Source organism: Aquamicrobium lusatiense (assembly GCF_014201615.1).
GTDB classification, from domain to species: Bacteria; Pseudomonadota; Alphaproteobacteria; order Rhizobiales; family Rhizobiaceae; genus Mesorhizobium; species Mesorhizobium lusatiense.
Genome location: NZ_JACHEU010000007.1, coordinates 46660 through 70113 on the forward strand (window position 1 = coordinate 46660; position 23454 = coordinate 70113).

The window sequence follows — 23454 nt, forward strand, 5'->3', positions numbered from 1 at the left end:
CTTCACGCACAGCGGCAATCGCTCGCTTCGACGCGGGAGTCAGCTAAAACCGTTTGTTTGGTGCGGCAGCTTTGAGCAAGTTAAAGATGAGGTTTGAAAGCCCACTATCGTGCATACACGATCTGCACTTTTCCCGCCTCAGCAACGATCTGTTTGGCGAAGACGGATACGTAGCTGCGTCGAAAGCCATGCCCTCGCTCTAGCAGGCGTTCCTCTGCCGCCTTTATGACCCTGCGCACCAACGAAGGTGAAATAGCCAGTGTCCCGGCATAGTTAAGCTCAGCCAGAAGGCTTCTGATCTCTTCCCCCGTTCGAGTTTGCAAGGCCTGAAGGTATGCTAAGCGCTCCTGCAACGCTGGTTCATCCAGGCTGAGCGCGCCCATCTCAATCGCCTTGAGGAGGCGTTTCAGGCGCAACCGCACCTCCTCACCGCGCCGGGTCAATTCGTCGAGCCGGTCACCTCCATCACGTGCTATCCGCTCCCGTTGGCGTTCGAAGATTTGCGTCAGGATGATCTTGAGGCGCTTCGGAACCAGCAGCCGTGCCGTCATATGCTTGGCGATCAGCGTGTCGAGCGCATCCATCGGAAGCGCCATACCAGTGCATCTGGACGTATCTGTCCGCGCCTTCTTCTGGCAGACATAGTAGCGATAGCGCCCCGCCTTGCCGTTGCGCATAACCATGGGGCCTCCACATTGCGCGCAGTGCAGCAGGCCGGTCAGCATGTTCGGGCTGTTGACGAGTCGCGGTGCGAGGGTTTTCGGATTGCGAGCGCGCAGATGCGCTTGAACGGCATCGAACGTGGCTTGGTCGATCAGCGGTGGAACGGCCACCGTAATGATCTCGTCATCCGATTTTGGCGTCTTACCCTTGCCATGCATGTTGAACCTGTGCCGGCCAACATAGGTCGTGCGCGTCAATATCTTGTGGGTTTGGCCGATGCCCCAGCGACCGCCATCGCGGGTGCATATCCTGCGGTCATTGAGATATTCGACGATCGCCTTCACGCCCATCGGCCCGGTGATTCCGTCGCCTGATAGCGCCAGACGATAGATCAGGCGTACAGTGTCGGCATGCATGGGATCGATGGCCAATGTCTTCTTGACCTTGGCTCCGCGCCGTTCGGCCTCGACAATGCGGTATCCGATCGGCGGCAACGAGCCGTTCCAGAAGCCCTGGCGGGCGTTCTCTTTCATAGCGCGGAGCGTGTGCTTGCCGTTCTCCCGCGACTGGTACTCATCGAACAGGGTCATGACCCGTCGCATCATGACTTGCATGGGGTCGTCACCGACCTCCTGGGTGATCGAGATCAGCTTCACACCATTGCGGGCCAGCTTCCGGATATGGAACTCCAGCTCGAAATGGTCGCGGAAGAAGCGGCTGAAGGAATGAACGAGGATGATGTCGAATGGGGCTGGCCGTTCGCGCGCCGCTTCGATCAGGCGCTGGAACTCGGGTCGGCGATCGCTGGTGGCCGAAACGCCGGCATCCACGAAGGTCTCGACAAGCTCATAGCCATGTGTGGCGCACCAGGCTTCGCCCTGCCTGTGCTGATCGGGAATGGAGACGTCGTGCTCGGCCTGCCGAGCCGTGGAAACGCGCAGATAAAGCGCGACCCGCAGCGCTTCGCCGCTACTTGCAACGGTCATGGCTTCGACCGGTCGATGGGATCGATCGAACCGAAAAGTTCATCGAGGACATCACCGAAATAGCGCTCGAATATCTCGATTTCCGCCTCGGTGATCGGCACCTTTTCGGGCCAGTCGTCAGTGACGGTCCAGGTGGACACATCGTGCTTCGGGCGGCGGCGGTTTGGGCTTGAAGCCGCTTGGTTAGAGTTCGTGGACGAGGGGGATCGGGATTTATGCGGAGGTTGTGACATTCACAGCGTATCGCTGGAATGGCAGGCAATGGAAATACACCTATGCCGCTAATATATTGATCTGGCGTATTATTCCCAAGTTTCTGAACAGCGCTCCGACATTGTCGGCCAGAGCGTCGCTAAGCGTCCACGTAAATCAGAGCCACGCCTTCGGCAGACCTCAAGCCCACTACCCATCGGAATCGGTATTAAGGAGGGCTATAGCGTAGGTGTAGTTCTCGCCTTCTTCGTTTCCCTCCCGCCATCTGCCACAGATCGCTCCTATAGCGTGCTGCGGCCTTGAAATGTTCCCTTTTTGTTCATAAAATGATAGGATGCAAATGGCATTCGATTTTGGCGCCGCGGCGGACATGGCGTGGGTGCGGGAGCAACTGAAATTCTTTTTCGGTCGCCCTGACCGGGTCCCCGCACGGACTCCGATCGGCCAGCTTGTGAAGTCGTCTATCAGCAACCGCACGCTGGACGAAGTTTCTCTGGCCGCCTATCAGCGGCTCGTCGAAGCTTACCCGGAATGGCCGGCTCTCGCAGCGGCGTCGACCGGCGATGTCGAGGCCCTGATCGGCAACGTTACCTTTCCCGATGTCAAGGCGCGGCATCTCGGCGATGCGCTTCGCGTCATAGGAGTTCGTCATCCGGACTTTAACCTGGATTTCCTAGGCTGCCTGAGTGTTGCCGAGGCGCTCGCCTGGCTGGAGCGCCTGCCAGGCGTCGGCCGCAAGATCTCGGCCTCAACGCTCAACTTCAGTACGTTGGAGATGCCGGCATTCGTGGTGGACACGCATGTCTTGCGAGTATTGAGCCGATACGGCTTCGTCCGGAATACGGCCGACACGCGGACCGCCTGTGATGCGGTAATGGCGGCTTCGCCTCGATGGGGCGCGGCCGAACTGGCCGAGCTTCACATTCTGATGAAAAGTCTGGGGCAGACCATATGCCGGCATGACCGCGCCCGCTGCCCCGATTGTCCGATCCGCCAGCACTGCAAGACGGCCGCCGCCTCTGCCCGGAGGCCGGTGCGTGTGAGAGCGCGCAATGTGGGTCGTCGGCAGGGACCTACCCGGGAACAGCGGAGCGGATGGAAGGAATAAATCGATAAGATTCCGGCCTGGACATCGAAAGACACGGCTGCGCCCTTCGGCGGCTTTCTTCCGCGTCGGCTGGATTAAAGCGGCATATCGGTCCGAATGCTGTGATTTGCGTACTTTCCTTGTGATCTGTCCCGTTTCCGCCTGCTATCTAAGCAATGCAGGGCTGGAGGAGCCGTCGCATCCCGTCCGCAAGTTGAGTGACGTTGCACCATGACTTTCCATGCCGATCTGCACATCCACTCGAAATACTCCCGGGCCACCAGCCGGGATCTCGATCTGGAGCGCCTGTTCTGGTGGGCGGCGCGCAAGGGCGTACGGGTCGTGGGCACCGGAGACTGTGTGCATCCGGCCTGGCTCGCAGAGATCAAGGACAAGCTGGTGGCCGAGGGCAACGGGCTCTTCCGCCTGAGACCAGAAATCGAGGCGGCGCTGTGGGAAACGCTTCCGCCCGTCTGCCGGCGGCCGGTCTCCTTCATGATCTGCACCGAGATTTCGACCATCTACAAGAAAGGCGACAAGACCCGGAAGATCCATCACCTGCTCTATACGGCCGATCTCGACGCCACCGACCGGCTGGCGGCAAGCCTTGCGCGCATCGGCAACATCGCCTCGGATGGCCGCCCGATCCTCGGCCTCAATTCGCGCGATTTGCTGGAGATCGCGCTGGAGTCCGGGCCGGATTCCTATCTCGTCCCTGCCCATATCTGGACGCCATGGTTTGCCGCGCTCGGCTCGCAATCGGGCTTCGATTCCATTGATGAGTGCTATGGCGATCTTGCCGGGCACATCTTCGCGGTGGAGACGGGCCTCTCGTCCGACCCCGCCATGAACTGGCGCATATCCTCGCTCGACCGCTTCCGCCTCACCTCCAATTCCGACGCCCATTCGCCCGGCAAGCTCGGTCGCGAGGCCACCCGCTTTTCCTGTGAGCCGGACTATTTCGCCATTCGCCGCGCGCTGGAGACCGGGGATGGCTATGTCGGCACGGTCGAGTTCTTCCCCGAGGAAGGCAAATATCACATGGACGGGCACCACGCCTGCGGCGTGCGGCTCGACCCGAAAGAGACGATCGAGCTCGGCGGCCGTTGCCCGGTCTGCGGGCGGCCAGTCACGGTCGGCGTGGCGCATCGCGTCGAAGCGCTCGCCGACCGCAGCGAAGCCGAGGCTGCGCCGCCACCTACCGCAGGTGCGGTATCGAGCCTTGTGCCGCTGCCCGAGATCCTCTCGGAGATCGTCGGCAGCGGCGTCGCCTCGAAGGCTACCACCTACACTTATGACCGCACGATTGCCGCGCTCGGGCCAGAGCTTGCCCTGCTGCAGGAAATGCCGGTCGAGGATATCGCCAGGCTCGATCCGCTGCTCGGTGAGGCCGTGACGCGGCTGCGCTCCGGCGAGGTCATCCGGCAGGCCGGCTATGACGGAGAATATGGCGTCATCCGCCTGTTTCACGACGGCGAGTTGGATCGCCTCGCTGGAAACCAGTTTCTGTTCAATGGGCCGCTGTTCAGCCGCGCACGCCGGGTGAAACCCAAAGCGAAGGATACGGCACCGGACGATGCTCCGCTATTTCCAGAAGCCACGCCGGCGATGCAACCATCGGGTCGCAGCGGCATTCTGGCCGGGCTGGACCCTGACCAGGCGCGCGCAGCAGAGGCCGTAGACGGATCGCTGATGGTGATCGCCGGCCCCGGCTCCGGCAAGACGCGCATGCTCACCCACCGCATCGCCCATCTGGTGCTGGAATGCGGCGTGCCGGCTGGTTCGTGCATCGCCGTCACCTTTACACGCAAGGCGACGGAGGAATTGCGCACCCGCCTTGCGGGGCTTCTCGGCGAGCAGGCGGAGGCCGTGGCGGTGCACAGCTTCCATTCGCTGGGCCTCGCGATCCTGCACGCGCATGCCGGCCGCGCCGGTCTCGGGGCAGACTTTCGCATCGCCAGCGAGGCGGAGCGCAAGGCGGCGCTGGCAGAAACGCTCGGCGTCAGCGATACGCGCGCCGCCCGCCTCATCAAGGCGGTCTCCGTGCTCAAGCGCAGCGGCGCGAAAGGCACGAATGAGGAAGCAGAGGCCCGCGCTGTCCTCGACCGGATCGGCCGGGCGCAAGGATGGGTCGATTTCGACGATCTTATCCTCTTGTCGGCCGATCTTCTGGAGGAGGATGCGGCGATCGCCGCCGCATGGCAGGCCCGTTTCCCGCACATCGTCGCCGACGAGTTTCAGGATGTGGACGAGCAGCAATATCGCCTGCTGCGGCTGATGAACGGGGACAGCGGCAATCTCTGCGTCATCGGCGATCCCGATCAGGCGATCTACGGCTTCCGAGGGGCGGATGCCGCCTGCTTCGCGCGCTTCGGCCGGGACTTTCCCGCGGCCAAAACCCTTAGGCTTTCACGCAACTACCGCTCGACCGGCATCATCGTGAAGGCGGCGTCCGGCTTCATCGAGGCACCCTCGTCAGGCCCGACACGCCCCATGGGCGAGCCGATCGTGGCCCATGCGGCAGCGAACGAAGCCGCAGAAGCGGAGTTCGTCGCCGGAGCAATCGAAAGCCTGCTCGGCGGTCATGACCTGCTCGCCGCCAATCGCAAGGGTGGCGGAATGCCCACCGGCAGGCCCCTCGGCTTTGCCGATTGCGCGGTGCTCTACCGCACCGATGCGCAGGCGGGGGCACTGCGGACCGCCTTCGACCGCGCCGGCATTCCGTTCATGAAAAGCTCGCCCGCTCCCATCGCCGGCCATCCCGGCGTGACCGCGATCCTCGACGGACTGGACGGGGTGGAGGGGCAGGAGCTTGCTGCGCGCATTGGGCAGGCGGCGGAAGACGCCCGCAGGGCGCGGAAGGCTGATGCCGCGGCGCTCGCGGAGGCGAGAGGCTGGCTTATCGCGCTTGCCAACTCGGATCAGGTGACCGGCGATCCGTTACTACGGCTTGGCGAAGCGACGGCGCTTTCCACCGAGGCCGATTTCCGCGATGCGCGCGCGGCCCGCGTCACCCTCATGACGATGCACGCGGCCAAGGGTTTGGAATTTCCTGTCGTGTTCGTGGTGGGCATGGAAGATGGGATCGTGCCGTTTTCATGGGGAGCCGAAACACCTCAGGAGGAGGCGACGCAGGCCGAGGAGCGGCGTCTGTTCTACGTCGCCATGACCCGCGCAAAGGACAGGCTGTTCCTCACCCGTGCCAAAGAGCGGTTCTGGCACGGCGCGGTGCGCGCGCTGCCGCCTTCGCCTTTCCTCGGACAGATCGCCGGGGACCTGATAGTCAGCGAGAGTGCAAGCGGACGAAAAAGCAGGCAGACGCAGCAGCTCAACCTGTTTTGAAACTGCACGCCAGATTTCATGATCGCCTCCACCTGCTCCTGTGGCTGGCTGCATTTCTCATCCTTCACGAGATGAGGATTGGGAGGGCTTTTGAAGAGTTACGGCGTAGGTGTAGTTCTCCGGCTCTTCCCGGGTTCCGGTTTGGTCGCAGGACGCGGGGTTAATGGCTGTTCCACCTTCGTGCTTACGGCCCCTGCTTCACGCGCCCGCCTCTGATGCAGTGCCCGGTGCGTCTCCGTCGTGCACCCGCGCAACCTGTGCGACGGGCGCGACATCGTAAAGGCTTCGGCATGGGCGTTTGCATGCGGGAGGCCACTCGTCCCGGCTGTGGGGAACGGGGAACCCATACGAGCGGATATATATTCTTTAAAGCACTAAACCGCACGTCCAGTCGTAACTATAAAATGTCCGATAATGTTGCCTTATCGTTCGTTGTGCTGCAGGATGCTCAAACGGCGTTCCCGGCGGGCAGAAGCACGACAATGCGGGCTTGCCAGCCTCAGCGCGACATCACAGCCAGTGTTATCGGCGTCATACAGATTTTTTGGGCACCAAGGGCGGACGTTAAGGAATATCGGTGAACCAGCTACTTTCAGCGCGTCTTGTTTAAGCAAAGCTCCGCGTGAATTTCCCTGCCTGTTCTGGAAAAATGCGTTGTTTGAACGCCATGAAATCCAGCGTCCGGGCTCATCGAGCAGATTCAGAAGATGACGGTTCCGGCGAGCACGATTGCGGAGAAGAATGCAGTCTGACACCTGTCGTAGCGTGTAGCGACGTCCTGCCAGTGCTTGAGACGCCCGAACGCGGTCCCCCGATGTGCTTGCAGCGTTCGGAGCGGTGCGTATCGTGTTTAACAGTCTTGTTCTGTGAACGTCTATCCGGGATGCAGCTAGTGATCCCATTGCCCGCAAAGCAATTCCAAAAACAGTCGGCAAGCCATTGGTTGGTCAGCAGCCATTTGGCCATGGGAAGCTCATCAGGCACGGCGGCAGCACCAGTGTATTCGCTGTCCTGCCCCGCCGTTATGACCAAGATGAACGGGGCGATTATTCTGATCCGTTGCGGCATGAAGCCTTGGTGCTCATACCACCTTTCGTGCGGCCGATCAGGCGTACTGCGCCTCCTTTTACCCGCAGGCTGGAAGCCGTGCGGTATGCCTTGAGATAGGTCTCATCAGTCATAATCGTCTTGCGATCTGGAATCTTAGGCATGGCCAGATCTTTTATCATCCGCGGGAAGATGCCCTTTTCGCCTCGGCGCCTTCAACGGTTGCAGAGCGTCCTGGAGAGGTCATGTTCCTTCGTCGACCGCAACCTAAGCCGTTTGCGGTCGACGGAGCTGATGCAGCGGTCACGAATGACAGGGGAAGCCTGAGCCAGCATTTCGGGAAACGCCTGTCCGAGGCCTGGTGATTGTGCCTATCCACTCAGGCCTCAATCCTCTTCCGATATAAGACCGTACCGACAACATCCTCCACCATGAACAATCCTGAGCCGTATGAATGGTTCTCGTGCGAAACAAGCTTCTGTTTACAATCCCATCGAAACAGACCACAAAACCCCTCCCCTCTTTTCTGAACCGCATAAAGAAAGTTCAGTCGCACCCCAGCCCCTTCTCTTGTGTTAAGAAGCTCTTCAGCAGCTTGCTACGGTCCCCCTCTGTGCCAGAACAGCTTCCGTCATGCTGTCATCGCCACCTCAGCCCCACCAGTTTTCAGCGCTGCCATCAGCATCGGGCCGACGGAGAAGTTGCCGCTGCCTGCCTTTTCGGTGAGGGCCCGCAGATAACCTCCGGCTGAATGGATATGCTGCGATCGCTGAAGAATGCAGGCTATGACGATGGCAGTGCTTTCCTGCCCCATCACCTCCAGCGCATCGGCATAGGCGGATGGCGATATGCCCAGGTAGCCGCGTACCTGTGCTGCGGTTGCCATGAAATCACGCCAGCTATCGATGCCATCAACAGCATAGTCGCGGATATCTGGGCAGGCACGCAAAACCAAACCAAGCGGATAGGCTTTTGGCAGATCGAAGGGTTGGGAAGCTGGCTCGGTCTCGACCCTGTCTTTTTTTGAAGCAGGTTCAAATTCAGAATAAGCGTTTGTATTTGAATTAGATTGTTGCCGTTCATTTTGTTGGTCATTGCCGTTCATAAATTCAGTATTCATATGCATTTCCAGCAACTTATCGATATCCGCGCGAACCTGTTCAAGGTCGCTGACGACAAGTTCCATATCCGCAAGTGAAGCGCGGCGGGGAATGGCCTCAACAACAGCGCGGAAACGCTGCCAAAGGCTCGTCCAGTCGCCCACAGCCTGCTCCCCCATAGCGGCCTCGATCAGCTTGCTGATATCGCGGCGGTGCAGCGTGATGCGCTCACGCATCAGCTTCAGCGCCTGGGCCTCGGCCCGTACCTGCTCGGCCGCCGCCCCAAACTCACCCGCCCGCACCAGCAAAGGCGCAAGCGAGAAGCCGAATGCCTCGCCAGGCTCCCCTTCCCTGCTTCTGCGCGCATAGCGCTTGCCATTGGGACTGTCGCGGCGAACAATCAATCCGCCATCCACCAGGGCCGCCAGATGGCGCCGCAAGGTCACTTCCGACATGCCATGCGCCCGCAGGGCGAGCTGGCGGTTCGACGGAAACACGACAAGGCCATGTTCCTCGGATAGCTCCTCATGCGGATAAAACGACAGCAATGCCGCGAGGATGGCCAGCGCCCGGTCGCCCACGCCTATGATCGTCTTTCCTTCACACAAATCCCTGTAGACCTGCCACTTGCCCGCTGTCGCCCCTTCCGGGATAGCAGCTGCTTCCTGCTGCACTGCCAGCATGGCAAGCGACATCGGCCGCCGCCCAAAAGGCGTCGCTGCAATATGCGTATCCATGTCCTTCCACCTTCAATCAGGCAAAAGAAACCCGCCCGTCAAAACGACAGTTTCAACGCTTGACACAGATTCACGGAAATGCGATTCTCGGATTGTCCAGATACGAGAAGGGCTTCCGCGACGACAGTCGTTCGGGGGCCTTTTTCTTTTGCGGCTTCAATGCTCCTGTTCGGTTTTCTCCGACTTTCTGAATGCCTCATAAAGGCTGCTCAGATTACTCGAAATCCACTCGGCAAATCTGGGTCCGTCGGCTGCTCCAATTGCAAGAGTTGCCGTCTTACCTGCCTTTTTCAGCCGTACGCTGACCTTCTTGTCCTGGGGTAGCCAGGCTGTGTCCGCAGACTTCGTGACAGCCTTGCGAGCAGGCTTGCTCCCGGCAGCCAAAGCGGCGTGCAAAGCTTCAAAGCGGGCGTTGCTGTCGAGTTGGCTGAACTCGGGTGTTGCGGCGACGGAGCCTGCCATTTCCAGCCGGCGAGGTACCAGAAGGGAGAGCTCCACCCACCTCTCCCGGCCGATAGCCGGCGCCGGGCCGATTGCCTTGATGATATCTTCGGGGACACGGGTTACTGTCGTGATCATCTTCGACACAGCCGCTTCGTTAGAGGCCAGAGCCGAACAGATGATGTCGCGGGTGTAACCAAGATCCTCGAGGCGCTTTGCGAATGCGGCCTTCTCGATAAAGCTCAAATTCGCCCGGGCAGAATTCTCCTGCCCCTGGGCGATGACATGCGCCTTGTCATCAATCGCTTTCACCACGGCCCGGACCTTGCGGCCGAGCTCTTTCGCCACCCTGACGCGACGATGGCCGAACACGATCATGTAACGACCTTCCCGCTCGGGATGAGGACGCACCAATATCGGCGAATTCTGGCCATTCTCTCTAATGGCTTCGAGAAGTTCCTGATGATGTTCCTGATCTTCGGAGAGACGGTCGGCAACAAACGAGCCATCGATCATCTCGGGGTCGAGATCCACCACCTGCTCGCCTTCGAGATAGGCATCGGCCTGCCGCGCCAGCTCGCTGACCGAGCGGATCATCGACTTGGACGCGCCACGCATGGGATAGGCTGGCGCATTCGAAGCGCCCTGCCCTTCCTCATTTGTCTCCATAAGGCCTGACAGCAGGTTCTTACGGGCCATTCAACCTCTCCTGTTGTTGCCTAATTCGTTGAAACACAACGGCGAAGACGTGTTTTTGTCGGCTGACAAGATCACCTCCCCCACGCTTCGTGAATAAGTCCGGCTATTTCCGAGTTCACACCATCCAGAGATTCCATCGCCCGCTCATAGGTCGAACGGGTCATGGTGTTCTTTTCCACCTCGTACAAAGTCTGCTTGGTGATGCCGGCATCGGATATGGCCGTGGACTTGAGCATCTGGTTTCTGAGGATGAATTCGCCAAACAGCGTTTGCAGGAAAGCCACCATCTGCGCCTGCGGCTGGTCCATCGGCTCATAGCGCGTGATCAGATAGCGATACCATTCCAGATTGACCTCTGCGCCAGCGCTGCGGATCGGCTCCAGGATGTTGCCCAGCATCAACAGGAACTGGCCCATCGACATCACATCCAGCATCTGCGGATGAATGGTAATCAGCACCGACGTGGCGGCTGTCAAAGCGGCAATCGTCAGATAGCCGAGATGTGGCGGACAGTCGACGACCACAACATCGTAGCGGTTCTCCACCTCTTCCAGAGATCGCGCGATGCGCGTGAAAAAGGCCTTACCGGCATTGGAACTGCGGTCGGCCATCGCCAGCGGCGTATCGTACTCGAATTCCTGCAATTCGAGATTTGCAGGCACGATGTCGAGCCCCGGGAAATTGGTGGTATGAATGATGTCGGAAAGAGAGACCCTTTCGTCATCATAACGGATGGCGTCGTAGAGCGACTTGATCCTGTCGAGTTCGGGCTGGAAGCCATGCAGCGAAGACAGCGATGCCTGCGGATCGAGGTCGACGGCCAACACACGGTGCCCGGTCAGCGCCAGATACTGCGCCAGATGCGCGGCCGTCGTCGTCTTGCCGGAGCCGCCCTTGAAATTGACGACGGCCAGAACCTGCAGCTTTTCTCCCGGGCGGCGATGCGGAACATATCTGCGCGCTTCCGAGCGTCCGTACTGGTCGAGATACTGCCTGAGCTCCAGCATCTGCTGGGCAGTATAAGAGCGCCGGCCCGTCGATGACGTTTCAGGAACGGGACCCTTGCCTTCGAGATGCAGCTTCTTCAGATGGCTCTGGGAAACGCCCAGGTAATTCGCAACTTCAGCCAGCGTAAACGAACGCAGATCCTTCTTAGCAAGCGGCGGGAATCGCTGCAGGCTCAGAAGATGCAGCTTCTGCGAAATCTGATCGCCCTGCTCGAGAATGTGTTTCTCGAAATGCAACGGCTGTCTTGCTGGTCTCGGTGAACTCACGTTCATTCGGGCTGCATTTCCTAATAACGATTTTTAGAGAAGTTTCTCCAAACAACCGTGATTATGCCCGATTCGGGTTTGCCGGCAATAGCGCCCCCTGCTGAATCAATGCCCTCCCCAGCTAAATAACAGCCCTCACCTTCCATAGAAATTTATATGCCTTTGAAATAAAAGCCTTTTGTTGGGATTTTGTCCGCTGACAAGCCTGCATCCCCACCTTTTCGGGCTCAAGAATTCGCCGACAGCCCTTGTTCAGGCGAATATGTTCCGGCCGCCGACGGTGGAACAGCCAGCGAATCGATTTTACGCGTTGCGCTCCTGCATGTGGTCTGGAGGCCTGTAGAAAACGCTCCGGAACACCGGACGCATCCGGCACACTGACCCCTTATAACAGAAGTTGTGCTGTGCCGGGTGGATGATGTTATGCTCGGCACGTCATTCGTCGGAATCGGGAACTTCTGTCGAATGGGGAGAGGGGAAGCAGTTGCTTATGACGATCACGACTTCAATGAGCCGTCCGTCCGGCACGGTTTTTACATGGCTGATGGCATCACAAAAGTCTGGTGCGGGATCACCCGGGCCCGGTTTCATCAAAGCGATGGCCTGACCGCAGTGGAGAAATCTCGTCCGCCTACCCGCATTCAGACCAAGCGGCGCCGAAAAATTCTGGAAGCAGCGCTGGAGATATTTTCCACGCATGGCTTTCGCGGCGCGACCATCGACCAGATCGCCGAAGCTGCCGGCATGTCCAAGCCCAACCTGCTGTACTATTTTCGCAGCAAGGACGAAATCCACAGCACGCTGATCAAGCGTCTGCTGGACGACTGGCTACAGCCTCTCCGCGATCTCGATGCCGATGGCGATCCGATGGCCGAGTTGCAGTCATATATCCGGCGCAAGATGGAGATGTCCCGGGATTTCCCGAGAGAGGGAAGGCTGTTCACCAATGAGATTCTACAGGGCGCACCGCACACGCTGGAAATGCTTCAGGATGTGCTGAAACCGCTTGTCGACGAAAAGGTGAAGGTCATCGAAGGATGGATGAAAGATGGCCGTATCGCCCAGACCGATCCATATCACCTGATCTTCTCGCTCTGGGCGACGACACAGCATTATGCCGATTTCGACGTACAGGTGAGGGCGGTTCTTGGGCCTGATCGCAGCGGAGAACGGCTGTTCGAAGATGGGGCACAGTTCCTCGAACAGCTTTACCTCAACGGGCTTTCGCCAGAGGCCAGCAGAAACTGACCGGCCGCGCAGATTGCTCTGCGCGGCCGGTGTGGTCTTGCAAGTGTTTCGACAGGATCACACGCCGATGGGCATATGCTCCGGGGAGCGGGTGACAGCGCGTGGCGCGGTCAGTTCCTTCCATGTCGAAAGCGCCTTGTTGACGGCCTGGAAAGGCTGGCGGGCAATGAACTTGCCGCGTCCGGGCTTTGCTCTGGCAACGCCTTCGCCCCAAACGACGTCCCCGCGCGAAAGCGTGTAGCGCGGCAGACCGGACACCTTCATGCCCTCGAAGACATTGTAGTCGATGATCGACTTCTGGTTTGCCGCCGAGATGGTCTTGCCCGTCTTCGGGTCCCACACAACGAGATCGGCATCGGCACCCGGCACGATAGCGCCCTTGCGCGGATAGATGTTGAGGATCTTCGCAATGTTGGTGGAGGTCACGGCGACGAACTCGTTCGGCGTCAGCCGGCCGGTTTCGACGCCAGTGGTCCACAGCATCGACAAGCGGTCTTCGACGCCGCCCGTGCCATTGGGAATCTTCGTGAAATCGTTGAGCCCGAGCAGCTTCTGCTTCATGGTGAAGGCGGCGTGATCGGTAGCCACCGTATGCAGCGAGCCCGATTGCAGACCCGCCCACAGCGAAGCCTGGTGGCGGGCGTCGCGGAAGGGCGGAGACATGACGCGCTGCGCCGCGTGGGCCCAGTCGGGATTGGAATATTCGCTCTCATCCAGCGTCAGGTGCTGGATCAGCGGCTCGCCATAGACGCGGATGCCCTTATGCTGGGCGCGGCGGATGGCTTCATGCGCCTGCTCGCAGGAGACGTGCACGATGTAGATCGGAACGCCGGCGGCATCGGCAATGGTGATGGCGCGGTTGACGGCCTCACCCTCGACATCCGGAGGCCGCGAATAGGCATGCGCCTCGGGGCCGCTCAGGCCGGAACTCATCAGCTTCTGCTGCATGGCCGCGACAAGGTCGCCGTTTTCGGCATGAACGAAGGGGATGGCGCCAAGCGCGGCGCAGCGCTGGAACGAGGCGAACATCTCGTCGTCGTTGACCATCAGCGCGCCCTTGTAGGCCATGAAGTGCTTGAACGTATTCACGCCGCGCCCGACGACGGTTTCCATCTCCTCGAAGATCTTTTTCGACCAGCCGGTGATGGAGACATGGAAGGAATAGTCGCTGCATGCCTGACGCGCCGCGCGCTCCTCCCACTCATCGAGGGCTGCTATCAGTCCGTCCTCACCGGGGATGACGAAGTCCACCACCATCGTCGTTCCGCCCGAAACGGCGGCATAAGTGCCGCTTTCCCATGTCTCCGCCGTGGTGGTGCCCATGAAGGGCATCTCAAAATGGGTGTGCGGGTCGATGCCGCCGGGAATGATCAATGCGCCTTCGGCGTCGATGACCTCATCACCCTTGAGATCCGGTCCGATGGCGGCGATGGTCTCGCCTTCGATCAGCACATCCGCCTCATAGCTGCGGTCGGCGGCGACGATCGTGCCTCCCTTGATTACTTTCGACATTGCTGAAGCCTTTCATTTTCATGCGGGTGACCGGGCGCGCGATACGGCCGGGTCGAACGGGGCTATGCGGGCGCTCATCTCATCTTTCGCGCTTGCGGCCGGGTTGGGGGAGCCGGTCCGCGCACCACCGCAGCGCCGGTCGGTGGCAGGAACCGCCGGCCGTCTGCCGGCGGTTTTCTTGCTGAGGCTGGTCATGGGAGCAGGAGACCTGTCCCGCTCCCATGGAATTTTCGTCTTAGTCAGTGGCGACGGTGCCAAGCGCACGGCGTTTGCTGGTGCTGAGCTGGCAATAGATGACCGCCGACAGCACGACGCCGACAGGCCAGGAGAACGGCGTCCAGGCGCTGATCGCAGGGATGACCGACATGCCGATGGCAATGATGCCCGAGACGACAAGGGCAATGATGGCGTTGGTGTTGTAGCCGCCATTGTAATAATACTTGCCGCCGGGCGTATCGTCGAACAGAGCATCCGAATCGATTTTCTGACGCCTGATGATGTAGTAGTCCGCCATCACGATGCCGTAGAGCGGCCCCATCAGGGCTCCGACGCTGCCGATGAAGTGATTGACGATCACCGGGCTGGAAAACAGGTTCCACGGCGTCACGATCACCGACAGAATGGCCACGACCACACCCGCCTTGCGGAAGGTGAAGTGACGCGGCCACACATTGATGATGTCATAGACCGGCGCGACGAAGTTCATGATGATGTTGATGCCGGCCGTGGCCGTGCCGATGGCGATGATGGCCACCAGCAGGATGGCGATGCTGTCGATGTCCTTCATCAGCGCGATCGGATCGTGGATCGCCTCGCCATAGACCTTCACCGAGGCCAGCGCGATGACGATGGAGATGGCGCCGAAAGCCGTCGCGTTCAGCAGCAGGCCCCATGCGTTGCCGCGGCGCACCGAGGCCTCGTCGGGCGCGTTGCGGGTAAAGTCGGCAAAGTTCAGCGTCGGGCCGGCAAGATAGGCGACAACGATGAACATGGCGGAAGCCATGCCGAACAGGCCACTGTTATGCTCCACGGTGCGGTAGCTGAAATCGACCGACCAGCCGGCACGTGCCAGGACCCATACGGCAAGCGCGATCATGGCGATCCAGATGGCGGGACCGGCGAAGTCGGAGAGGCGGCGCACCGCCTCCATGCCGCGCGATAGCACGATGAGCTGCGCAAAGGACAGCACGAGGAAGCAGATCCAGCCGAGCGTCGAAAGGCCCGCGAACGAGCTTTCCGTCAGGGTTGCCGAGGATGGAAACACCTTGATGACCAGAAGCATCATCGCCGCGGAGGCCAGATAAGTCTGGATGCCGTACCATGCCACGGCAACGATGGCGCGCAGAATGGCGGGGATGTTGGCGCCGTAAACGCCGAAGCTGGCGCGCGCAAAGACCGGGAACGGCACCTTGACGCGCTGACCGGCCACGCCGCTCATATTGTTGGTGAAATAGAGAATGATGATGCCCGCCGTGAATGCGGCGATCATCTGGTATCCGCTCAGGCCCAGTGCGAACAGGCCGACCGCCATGGTGTATCCGCCGAGGCTGTGCCAGCCCGACATCCACCAGGCAAACAGGTTCCATGTCTTCCATGTACCCGTCGCCGTCTCCGGCGATAGCTCGACGTTGAAAAGTCGAGACGATTCATTTGCATGCTTATGCATTAAGCTCCTCCCAGAATGGTTGCGTTGATGTCGTATCCTGCCCGGCACCTCCTAGGCCGCTGCGGGATACGCCGTTGTTCAGCTGTCGATAATGGTCAGCCCCCTTGCGATACACGCCACCCGTCTTCGCCCCAGCGGGGAGAGGCGGTTGTGGAATGATCCGTATGTCATGAGGGCTGGAGGCAGAGCCTCACCACAGGCACCGGCATGGTGCAGGAAGGGCGGGCTCTGCATGTCCTGAAATGCCTTGAAAGGCACTTTCGGGCATCTTGCGGACGGTGCGGCGCAGGCGATGGGAAATGGTATTGGCTGCGCGGATCGCGCCTTGCCGGTCACATCGGGAACTTCACGCCGACACATCATGTCGAATTCTCTCCCATATGCATGGCATCGGAGATTTCCTGCCCGGATTCTGATGTCCGGTTGAGGGGATCCCCAAGCCTGGCTCCGGCACCCATCTTCAGATGGACTCAGGATACCGAAGCCAAAGATAACGAAAATTCAGTGGGTTACCTTAGTCGGAAACATTCCGGCTGACGTTTCGTAAACACCCACTTGACATTTTTTTATCATGCAGTCAAATTTTGATCAGATGATAAAAAATGGGAGGAGGAACCCATGAAGCAGGCACTCGCCACAGGTGCAGGCTTGCCACGGAGGAGGGGCGGAATCCGTATCCGCGTCAGTTCCGGACAAGGCATTTTTCTGCACGATCATTCTCCTGCGACCGTCTGACGGCCGGCACCATGATCACGATCGATGACGTCTACGCGGCAGACCGCGTCAGCGAAGCCGAACTTGCGCGCCTGCGTCAGCGGGCCTGTGAAATCCGCGACCAGTACTGGGGACGGGAGATCACTTACTCCCGCAAGGTTTTCATCCCCCTCACCAATATGTGCCGCAACACCTGCGGCTACTGCGTCTTCGTCAAGCATCCGGGCGATCCGGCAGCCAACTACCTGACGCCCGAAGATGTGCTCGACATCGCCCGCCGGGGTGAGCGCCTCGGCTGCAAGGAAGCCCTGTTCTCGCTGGGCGAACGCCCGGAGCGGCGCTACCCGGAAGCAGCCGCCATTCTGAAAGACCTCGGCTACGCCACCACCGTCGACTATCTGGTCGATGCCTGCCGTCTGGTTCTCGAACACACCTCGCTGATCCCGCATGTCAATGCGGGCACGCTGACTGAAGAGGAGGTGGAGCGGCTTGGCGAGGTCTCGGCCTCGATGGGCATGATGCTCGAAAATGTCAGCAAGCGCCTGTCGAAGCCCGGCCTGCCGCATCATGCCTGCCCCGACAAGGCACCGGTGTTACGCCTGCGCACCATCGAGGCGGCAGGGCGTCTCGGCGTTCCCTTCACCACCGGCATTCTGATCGGCATCGGCGAGACATGGTCCGAGCGCATCGACAGCCTGATTGCCATCAACGACATCCATCTGCGCCACGGCAATGTGCAGGAGGTGATCGTCCAGAATTTCCGCGCCAAGGCGGGCACCGCCATGGCCGAATGGATCGAGCCTTCCCGCCACGAAATGCTGAAGACGCTGGCTGCGGCCCGCATCGTGCTCGATCCGTCGATCAGCCTGCAGGCCCCGCCCAATCTCGACGAGGAATTCGAGGACTACATCGAATCCGGCATCAATGACTGGGGCGGCATCTCGCCGCTCACCAAGGACCACATCAACCCCGAGCGGGCATGGCCGGCGCTGGGCGAGCTTTCGCGCCGCACCTCCGCCAAGGGGTATCGCCTCGCCGAACGGCTGACCGTCTACCCCCGCTATCTGGCCGAGTGCCGGGAAGCGCTGGCCGGCCCGCTGTCCCGTCTTGCCCGCGCCGACGGTCTGGCGCGCGAACAATTCACGAGTTGAGCCATGAGCATCGATCTCGAAGTCATGAAGCAGTTGGAAAACCGCCCGGATGAGGTTCTGACGCGGGCCTCCGCACAGGTGCGCGCCATTCTCGAGCGCGCGCTGGCAGGCGGAGAAATCTCGCGCGAGGCAGGTGAAGTGCTGTTCAACACGGAGGGCGCGGACCTCTCCGCCGTGCTCAAGGTTGCCGATACGGTGCGGCGCGAGCGGGTGGGCGACAGGGCAACCTTCGTCACCGTGCGCAACATCAACTTCACCAATGTCTGCTACATGGCCTGCCAGTTCTGCAATTTCGGCGTGCGCAAGGAGGCCAGCGGCGCAGAGCTGCTGACGCCCGAACAGGTGGCGGCGCGTGCCGAGGAAGCCTGGAACCGGGGCGGCACCGAAGTCTGCATTCAGGGCGGCCTGCATCCCGACATTCCGGGCGACTATTATGTGCAGTTGCTGCGCGCGGTGAAGAAGCGCGTGCCGAAGATGCATGTCCACGCCTTCTCGCCGTTCGAGATCTGGTACGGCGTGCGCAAGAGCCGCATGTCGCTCGACGACTTCCTCGCCATGCTGCGCGACGAGGGGCTGGGGTCCATGCCGGGCACCGCAGCGGAAATCCTCGACACCGAAATCCGCCTGCAGCTCACCCGCAACAAGCTTTCCGCCGATGAGTGGGAAAAGATCATCCGCGCCGCGCACCGGCAGAATATTCCGACGACCTCGACCATTATGTACGGCCATATCGACGGGCCGTCGCACTGGGCCGCCCATATCGACCGCCTGCGCTCGATCCAGAAGGACACCGGCGGCTTCACCGAACTGGTTCCGCTCGGCTTCATCCACGAAAACACCCGCCTTTACCGCAATGTGCCGGGCGTGCGGCCGGGGCCTTCCATGACCGAGAACCTGAAGATGCACGCCGTGGCGCGCATCATGCTTCAGGGTTACATCGACAACATCCAGGCATCGTGGGTGAAGCTCGGCCCGGAAATGGCGCAGACCATGCTGGCCTGCGGCGTCAACGATCTTGGCGGCACGCTCATGAACGAGAGCATTTCGCGGGCAGCCGGCGCAAAGCACGGGCAGGAGATCACGCCGCTGGAGATGGTGCGCATCATCCGCGCCGCCGGCCGCATCCCGGTGCAGCGCAACACGCTCTACCAGACGCTGGAAGACTTCACCGATCACGATCCTCCCGAGATCGAGCCACTGGTCGAACGTGCCTGTGGCGCAAGCCCGGTCGCTTTCCTCACGCAGGCAGAAATGCAGCAGGCGGCTAGGGGCTGACGGATGGAAACTGGCGTTCAAAAAGTGGTGCTGCTTGCCGGTGGCGTCGGTGGCGCGCGCATGGCCGAAGGGCTGATGCGCGCCCTGCCGGAAGGGGCGCTCACCGTCGTCGTCAATGTCGGTGACGACGACACCTTCTATGGCCTGCTCGTCTGTCCCGACATCGACACCATTCTTTATACGCTCTCCGACCGGATCGACCGAGGGCAGGGGTGGGGCGTCGCCAACGATACGGTGAACGGCCTCAATGTCCTGCGCGATCTTGGCGCGCCGGTGTGGATGAAGCTCGGAGACGCCGATTTCGGCCTGCATATCTGGCGCAACTGGCGCATGTCACAGGGCGCCTCGCTGAGCGAGGTAACGGAAGAATGCGCCACTCGTTTCGGTATCAAAGCCCGCATCCTGCCCGCGACGGACGATCCCGTACGCACCAGGCTCATGACGGAGAAGGGCCTGCTCGACTTCCAGAACTGGTTCGTCGGCGAACGTTGCCAGCCGGCCGTGCGCGAAATCAGCTATGCAGGTGCGGAAGAGGCTGCCGCCAGCCCTCAGGCACTTGCCGCCATCAGGGAAGCAGACCTGATTGTTTTCGCCCCTTCCAACCCGCTGCTGTCGCTTGAGCCGCTCCTGTCGGCGAAGGCCCTGCGCGAGGCGGTTGCCGCAAGCCATGCGCCCCGCATCGGCGTATCGCCTCTGATCGGCGGCAAGGCAGTTAAAGGTCCGCTCGACAAGCTGCTTGCCGATCTCGGCCAGCCCGGCGGCGCTGCCGGCGTTGCCGCCCGTTACAAGGGCCTGATCGACGGCTTTCTGGTCGACAGCGACGACGTCAACGACATCGCAGCCATCGAGGCCGACGGCATAAGCGTCCATGCCACCGACATATTGATGCGCGATCCCGCCGGAGCGGAACGCCTTGCCCGCGAGCTTATCGGCTTCGCTCCAACGCTCGGAGCGCGGGCATGACGGTCGCCATCGCCATATTGATGAAGGACCCCTGTCAGGCCAAGACGCGTCTCAAACCCGCACTCGGCAACGATGCGCGCGAAACGCTGGCGCTGCTCCTGTTCGAGAACACGCTCGGCTTCTTTCGCCGCTTCCATGGCGACAATCCTCTGGCGGTGGTTACGCCATCGGAGCGCGTGGCCGAGATCGCGCGCGCTCATGATGCGACCGCGCTCGGCCAGAACGGAAAGGCCGGCATCAACGGGGCGGCGGCCCGCGCCGCCGAATGGGCCCGCTCCATAAACGCCGAAAAGCTGCTCGTCATCCATGCCGACATCCCGACGCTTGAAGCGGCCGAGATCGCCATACTGATCGGGGCTTCGGACGAAGCATCTGTCGTTATCGCCGAATCCCACGACGGCGGCACCAATGCGATCCTGCTTTCGCCGCCCGACGCAATCCCGTTCAGCTTCGGCCCACGCTCGGCGGATGCACATGAAGTGGCGGCGGCTGGGAAGGGCAGGGGCTGCACGCGGCTCACGCTTCCAAATCTCTGCCGCGACATCGACACGCCACACGACCTCTTCTCTGCCTCCACCTCGGGCAGCATCCGCAGGCAGGACGTCAGCCTGTTCGCCGTGGCCGGCATCCCGGAGATCGGGGCGGGTGATGATCTGCCGGCGGCGATCGGGCAGGCCCTCTCCGACATGGGTAGCGAGCTGATGCCGCGCGACATCGTGATCGTTGCGCAGAAGATCGTCTCCAAGAGCGAAGCGCGGATGTTTGCGCTCGACGCCTTCGTGCCGTCGCCCCGCGCCCTCGAAATTGCGGCCGAGATCGGCAAGGACGCACGCAAGGTCGAGGCGATCCTCTCGGAATCCTCCGACATCATCCGCGCCCGGCGGCAGGAGCCGGACGGGCTTCTGATCACCCGCCACCGTCAGGGCTGGATCTGCGCCAATGCCGGCATCGACCAGTCGAATCTGGGCGAGGGCAGGGACGACATGCTGCTGCTTCTCCCCGAGGATCCCGATGCGAGCGCCGCCCGCCTCCGGGCCGGGCTTGAGGAGCGCTATGGCGTGCAGATCGGCGTCGTCATCACCGACACCTTCGGCAGGCCATGGCGTCACGGTCTGGTCAATGTCGCCATCGGCGTGGCCGGCGTGCCCGCCGTCGTCGACTGGACGGTGCGCGCCGACGCCTATGGGCGCGGCCTCAAGGCGACCTTGCCGGCCTTTGCCGATGAACTGGCCGCCGCATCCGGCCTGCTCATGCAGAAGGATGCCGGCCTTCCCGTGGTGATCATACGCGGCCTGCCGTGGAGCGACACGCCCTCGGCCAGCGCCGGCGACTTTCTTCGACCGCTTTCACAGGAGCTGTTTCTATGACCATTGCAATTCTCGGAGGAACCGGCCCGCAAGGGCAGGGGCTGGCACTCAGGTTCGCGCGCAGCGGCGTGGCCGTGGCGCTGGGTTCGCGCGATGCCGAACGAGCGCACGCCATCGCCGAAGACCTCAACGCGAAACTGACCGAGGCAGGCGGATCTTTCACGGCCATTACCGGCGCGGACAACATCAACGCCGCGCAGTCTGCCGAGCGCATGGTAATGCTGGCCGTGCCCTTCGCCGCGCACGAGGCCACGCTGGAGGAAGTGCGCGCAGCACTCGACGGCAAGATCCTCGTCGATGTCGTGGTGCCGCTGGAGCAGGGCAATCCGCGCGGCTACGGCCCGCCCCCCGAAGGCTCGGCCACCGAGGCAGCCCAGAAGCTGCTGGGCGAGGGGGTCAAGGTCGTGGGCGCTCTGCACAACGTCTCCGCGCACTCGCTGAACGACCTGCCGACGCCGATCAATTGCGACGTCTTCGTCTGCGGCGACGATCTCGCTGCGAAGGAAGAAGTGCAGGCGCTGATCGAGGGCATTGGCGTTCAGACTTACGATGCCGGCCCCGCCAAAAGCGCGCGCTGCGTCGAGGCCATCACGCCTTTGCTGATCCGCCTCAACATCTCGAAGAAGGTTCCCTTCTCCCATGCGGGTGTCCGCATCTGGGCGCCCGGACACTGACGGGCGCGCCACCCAACACCAAGGGGTCTGAAGCGCGGCACCCGATCAAGTCCGCGTCGTTATAAAATGGAGGAAAACAATGGAATTCGGAATTACGTTCAAAGGCTTCGTCGAGCCCGACCGCGCCCGCTATCTGGTGCGTGCCGCCGAATATGCGGGCTTCAGCCATTGCTGGTTCTATGACTCGCATATTCTGTGGCGTGAATGCTATCCCGCCATCGCCATGTGCATGGAGCACACGACGAAGATGCATTTCGGCCCGCTCGTCACCAATCCGGACGTGCGCGACTGGTCGGTCGCCGGCTCGCTGTTCGCCTCGCTGAACAAGCAGAGCAACGGCCGCTTCGAGATTGCGGTCGGCCGCGGCGATTCCTCGCGCCGCGTGATGGGCAAGAAGCCTGCTCCGCTGTCGCGCGTCACCGAATTCGTGCAGAAGATGAAGGCCATGGTGCGCGGTGAGGAAGTCACCTATCCGGAGTGCCCGGAGCCGGTGAAATTCCCCTGGGCCGTCGGCCACGACATGGCTGCCTGGATCGGCGCCTATGGCCCGCTGGCGCTGAAGGCCGCCGGTGAAGCCGCTGACGGCGTGGTGCTCCAGATCGGCGATCCGAGCCTGTGCAAATGGTTCACCGACCAGTGCATCGAGGCCGGCAAGGCAGCCGGGCGCGACATGTCCAAATTCCGCTCCATGGCCGCTGCTCCCGCCTATTTCGGCACCAAAGAAAAAGCCATCGAGGCGACCAAATGGTTCCCGGCCATGGTCGGCAACCACGTCGCCGACATCGTCGAGAAATACGGCGCCGATTCCGACCTCGTGCCGAAAAGCCTCACCAGCTACATCGAGAAGCGCCGCGGCTACGACTATTCCAAGCACGGCCAGAGCGACAATCCCTATCTCGACTTCATCACGCCCGACATCGTCGAGAGCTTCTGCGTGCTCGGCGAGCCGGAGGACCACATCGCCAAGATCCGGGAACTGGAGGCGGCAGGCGTCACGCAGTTCAACATCTATCTCGACAGCGGCGAGGAAGAGGAAATCATCGCGCGCTACGGCCGCGAGGTTATTCCCGCCTTTGCGAACAACTGATCTGGCCGGAAACAAGCCATGATCTGGTGCAGGCGACCGAAACCGGCCGCCTGCATCATGTCGACAAAAACCGACCAGCACTCCGAAATGCATCGAAAGGAACATGTCATGTCCACCTCCGGCGAGAACCTTCGCATTGATCCGGACCGTTTGTGGGATTCGCTGATGGAGATGGCGAAGGTTGGTCCCGGCATTGCGGGCGGCAACA

General features: G+C 61.3%; 16 protein-coding genes and 1 pseudogene. 9 read left to right on the forward strand and 8 right to left on the reverse strand.

The window, feature by feature from the left end:
- Positions 1 to 104: 104 nt before the first annotated feature.
- Together HNR59_RS19875 and HNR59_RS19880 are read right to left on the reverse strand one after the other, a co-directional pair.
- A complete protein-coding gene (locus HNR59_RS19875) occupies positions 105 to 1649 on the reverse strand; it encodes a recombinase family protein (RefSeq protein WP_183832949.1) in 1545 nt (514 codons plus the stop codon).
- Complete coding sequence (locus tag HNR59_RS19880) at positions 1646 to 1789, reverse strand: hypothetical protein (RefSeq protein ID WP_183832951.1); 144 nt, start codon at positions 1787 to 1789, stop codon at positions 1646 to 1648. The genes HNR59_RS19875 and HNR59_RS19880 overlap by 4 nt, the downstream gene beginning before the upstream one ends.
- Before the next feature lie 413 nt (positions 1790 to 2202).
- Here HNR59_RS19880 and HNR59_RS19885 point away from each other — a divergent pair, with 413 nt between their 5' ends.
- Both HNR59_RS19885 and HNR59_RS19890 read left to right on the forward strand, forming a co-directional pair.
- Positions 2203 to 2970 carry an endonuclease III domain-containing protein gene (locus HNR59_RS19885; protein WP_246374875.1) on the forward strand — a complete coding sequence of 256 codons (768 nt, stop codon included), beginning with the start codon at positions 2203 to 2205 and terminating at the stop codon, positions 2968 to 2970.
- A 210-nt stretch (positions 2971 to 3180) separates the two neighbouring features.
- Positions 3181 to 6291, forward strand: a complete 3111-nt coding sequence (locus HNR59_RS19890; RefSeq protein ID WP_183832954.1) for a UvrD-helicase domain-containing protein — start codon at positions 3181 to 3183, stop codon at positions 6289 to 6291.
- A 700-nt stretch (positions 6292 to 6991) separates the two neighbouring features.
- On the opposite strand, the pseudogene HNR59_RS21070 reads toward HNR59_RS19890, so the two are convergent.
- The 4 genes and pseudogenes from HNR59_RS21070 to repA all read right to left on the reverse strand — a co-directional run.
- Positions 6992 to 7709, reverse strand: a pseudogene (locus tag HNR59_RS21070) (transposase family protein); the annotation flags it as partial.
- A 260-nt stretch (positions 7710 to 7969) separates the two neighbouring features.
- A complete protein-coding gene (gene repC / locus HNR59_RS19900; RefSeq protein ID WP_183832957.1) occupies positions 7970 to 9175 on the reverse strand; it encodes a plasmid replication protein RepC in 1206 nt (401 codons plus the stop codon).
- Between the two features lie 156 nt (positions 9176 to 9331).
- A complete protein-coding gene (gene repB / locus HNR59_RS19905; protein ID WP_183832959.1) occupies positions 9332 to 10315 on the reverse strand; it encodes a plasmid partitioning protein RepB in 984 nt (327 codons plus the stop codon).
- Positions 10316 to 10386: 71 nt separating this feature from the next.
- Positions 10387 to 11595, reverse strand: a complete 1209-nt coding sequence (gene repA / locus HNR59_RS19910) for a plasmid partitioning protein RepA (protein WP_183832961.1) — start codon at positions 11593 to 11595, stop codon at positions 10387 to 10389.
- A 606-nt stretch (positions 11596 to 12201) separates the two neighbouring features.
- On the opposite strand from repA, the gene HNR59_RS19915 reads away from it, so the two are divergent.
- Positions 12202 to 12837: a TetR family transcriptional regulator C-terminal domain-containing protein gene (locus tag HNR59_RS19915; RefSeq protein WP_343060876.1), complete on the forward strand. Its 636-nt coding sequence runs from the start codon at positions 12202 to 12204 to the stop codon at positions 12835 to 12837.
- Positions 12838 to 12894: 57 nt separating this feature from the next.
- Here HNR59_RS19915 and hydA read toward each other — a convergent pair whose 3' ends face one another.
- The gene (hydA, locus tag HNR59_RS19920) at positions 12895 to 14349 is read right to left on the reverse strand and encodes a dihydropyrimidinase (RefSeq protein ID WP_183832963.1); all 1455 of its coding nucleotides are present in this window, start codon (positions 14347 to 14349) and stop codon (positions 12895 to 12897) included.
- Positions 14350 to 14584: 235 nt separating this feature from the next.
- Positions 14585 to 16015: an NCS1 family nucleobase:cation symporter-1 gene (locus HNR59_RS19925; protein WP_183832965.1), complete on the reverse strand. Its 1431-nt coding sequence runs from the start codon at positions 16013 to 16015 to the stop codon at positions 14585 to 14587.
- Between the two features lie 746 nt (positions 16016 to 16761).
- Here HNR59_RS19925 and cofG point away from each other — a divergent pair.
- The 6 genes from cofG (at position 16762) to HNR59_RS19955 (ending at position 23246) form a co-directional block, all read left to right on the forward strand.
- Positions 16762 to 17880 (forward strand): 7,8-didemethyl-8-hydroxy-5-deazariboflavin synthase CofG, encoded by a 1119-nt coding sequence (gene cofG, locus HNR59_RS19930; RefSeq protein ID WP_183832967.1) that lies wholly within the window; start codon positions 16762 to 16764, stop codon positions 17878 to 17880.
- A 3-nt stretch (positions 17881 to 17883) separates the two neighbouring features.
- A complete protein-coding gene (gene cofH, locus HNR59_RS19935; protein ID WP_210307476.1) occupies positions 17884 to 19155 on the forward strand; it encodes a 5-amino-6-(D-ribitylamino)uracil--L-tyrosine 4-hydroxyphenyl transferase CofH in 1272 nt (423 codons plus the stop codon).
- Positions 19156 to 19158: 3 nt separating this feature from the next.
- A complete protein-coding gene (gene cofD / locus HNR59_RS19940) occupies positions 19159 to 20118 on the forward strand; it encodes a 2-phospho-L-lactate transferase (RefSeq protein WP_183832969.1) in 960 nt (319 codons plus the stop codon).
- Entirely contained in the window at positions 20115 to 21485 is a 1371-nt protein-coding gene (gene cofE / locus HNR59_RS19945; RefSeq protein ID WP_183832971.1) for a coenzyme F420-0:L-glutamate ligase, read from the forward strand. Before cofD ends, cofE begins: the two co-directional genes overlap by 4 nt.
- The gene (npdG, locus tag HNR59_RS19950; protein ID WP_183832973.1) at positions 21482 to 22159 is read left to right on the forward strand and encodes an NADPH-dependent F420 reductase; all 678 of its coding nucleotides are present in this window, start codon (positions 21482 to 21484) and stop codon (positions 22157 to 22159) included. The genes cofE and npdG overlap by 4 nt, the downstream gene beginning before the upstream one ends.
- A 79-nt stretch (positions 22160 to 22238) precedes the next feature.
- Positions 22239 to 23246, forward strand: coding sequence for a TIGR03842 family LLM class F420-dependent oxidoreductase (locus tag HNR59_RS19955; RefSeq protein WP_183832975.1), 1008 nt, complete (start codon positions 22239 to 22241; stop codon positions 23244 to 23246).
- The last annotated feature ends 208 nt before the right edge of the window (positions 23247 to 23454 follow it).

Coding starts and splice junctions, on each gene's coding strand:
- hydA (WP_183832963.1), bottom strand. CDS start 14,349: ATGTCGAAAGTAATCAAGGGAGGCACGATCGTCGCCGCCGACCGCAGC.
- HNR59_RS19875 (WP_183832949.1), bottom strand. CDS start 1,649: ATGACCGTTGCAAGTAGCGGCGAAGCGCTGCGGGTCGCGCTTTATCTG.
- cofG (WP_183832967.1), top strand. CDS start 16,762: ATGATCACGATCGATGACGTCTACGCGGCAGACCGCGTCAGCGAAGCC.
- HNR59_RS19925 (WP_183832965.1), bottom strand. CDS start 16,015: ATGCATAAGCATGCAAATGAATCGTCTCGACTTTTCAACGTCGAGCTA.
- HNR59_RS19885 (WP_246374875.1), top strand. CDS start 2,203: ATGGCATTCGATTTTGGCGCCGCGGCGGACATGGCGTGGGTGCGGGAG.
- npdG (WP_183832973.1), top strand. CDS start 21,482: ATGACCATTGCAATTCTCGGAGGAACCGGCCCGCAAGGGCAGGGGCTG.
- HNR59_RS19890 (WP_183832954.1), top strand. CDS start 3,181: ATGACTTTCCATGCCGATCTGCACATCCACTCGAAATACTCCCGGGCC.
- cofD (WP_183832969.1), top strand. CDS start 19,159: ATGGAAACTGGCGTTCAAAAAGTGGTGCTGCTTGCCGGTGGCGTCGGT.
- cofE (WP_183832971.1), top strand. CDS start 20,115: ATGACGGTCGCCATCGCCATATTGATGAAGGACCCCTGTCAGGCCAAG.
- repC (WP_183832957.1), bottom strand. CDS start 9,175: ATGGATACGCATATTGCAGCGACGCCTTTTGGGCGGCGGCCGATGTCG.
- cofH (WP_210307476.1), top strand. CDS start 17,884: ATGAGCATCGATCTCGAAGTCATGAAGCAGTTGGAAAACCGCCCGGAT.
- repA (WP_183832961.1), bottom strand. CDS start 11,595: ATGAACGTGAGTTCACCGAGACCAGCAAGACAGCCGTTGCATTTCGAG.
- repB (WP_183832959.1), bottom strand. CDS start 10,315: ATGGCCCGTAAGAACCTGCTGTCAGGCCTTATGGAGACAAATGAGGAA.
- HNR59_RS19955 (WP_183832975.1), top strand. CDS start 22,239: ATGGAATTCGGAATTACGTTCAAAGGCTTCGTCGAGCCCGACCGCGCC.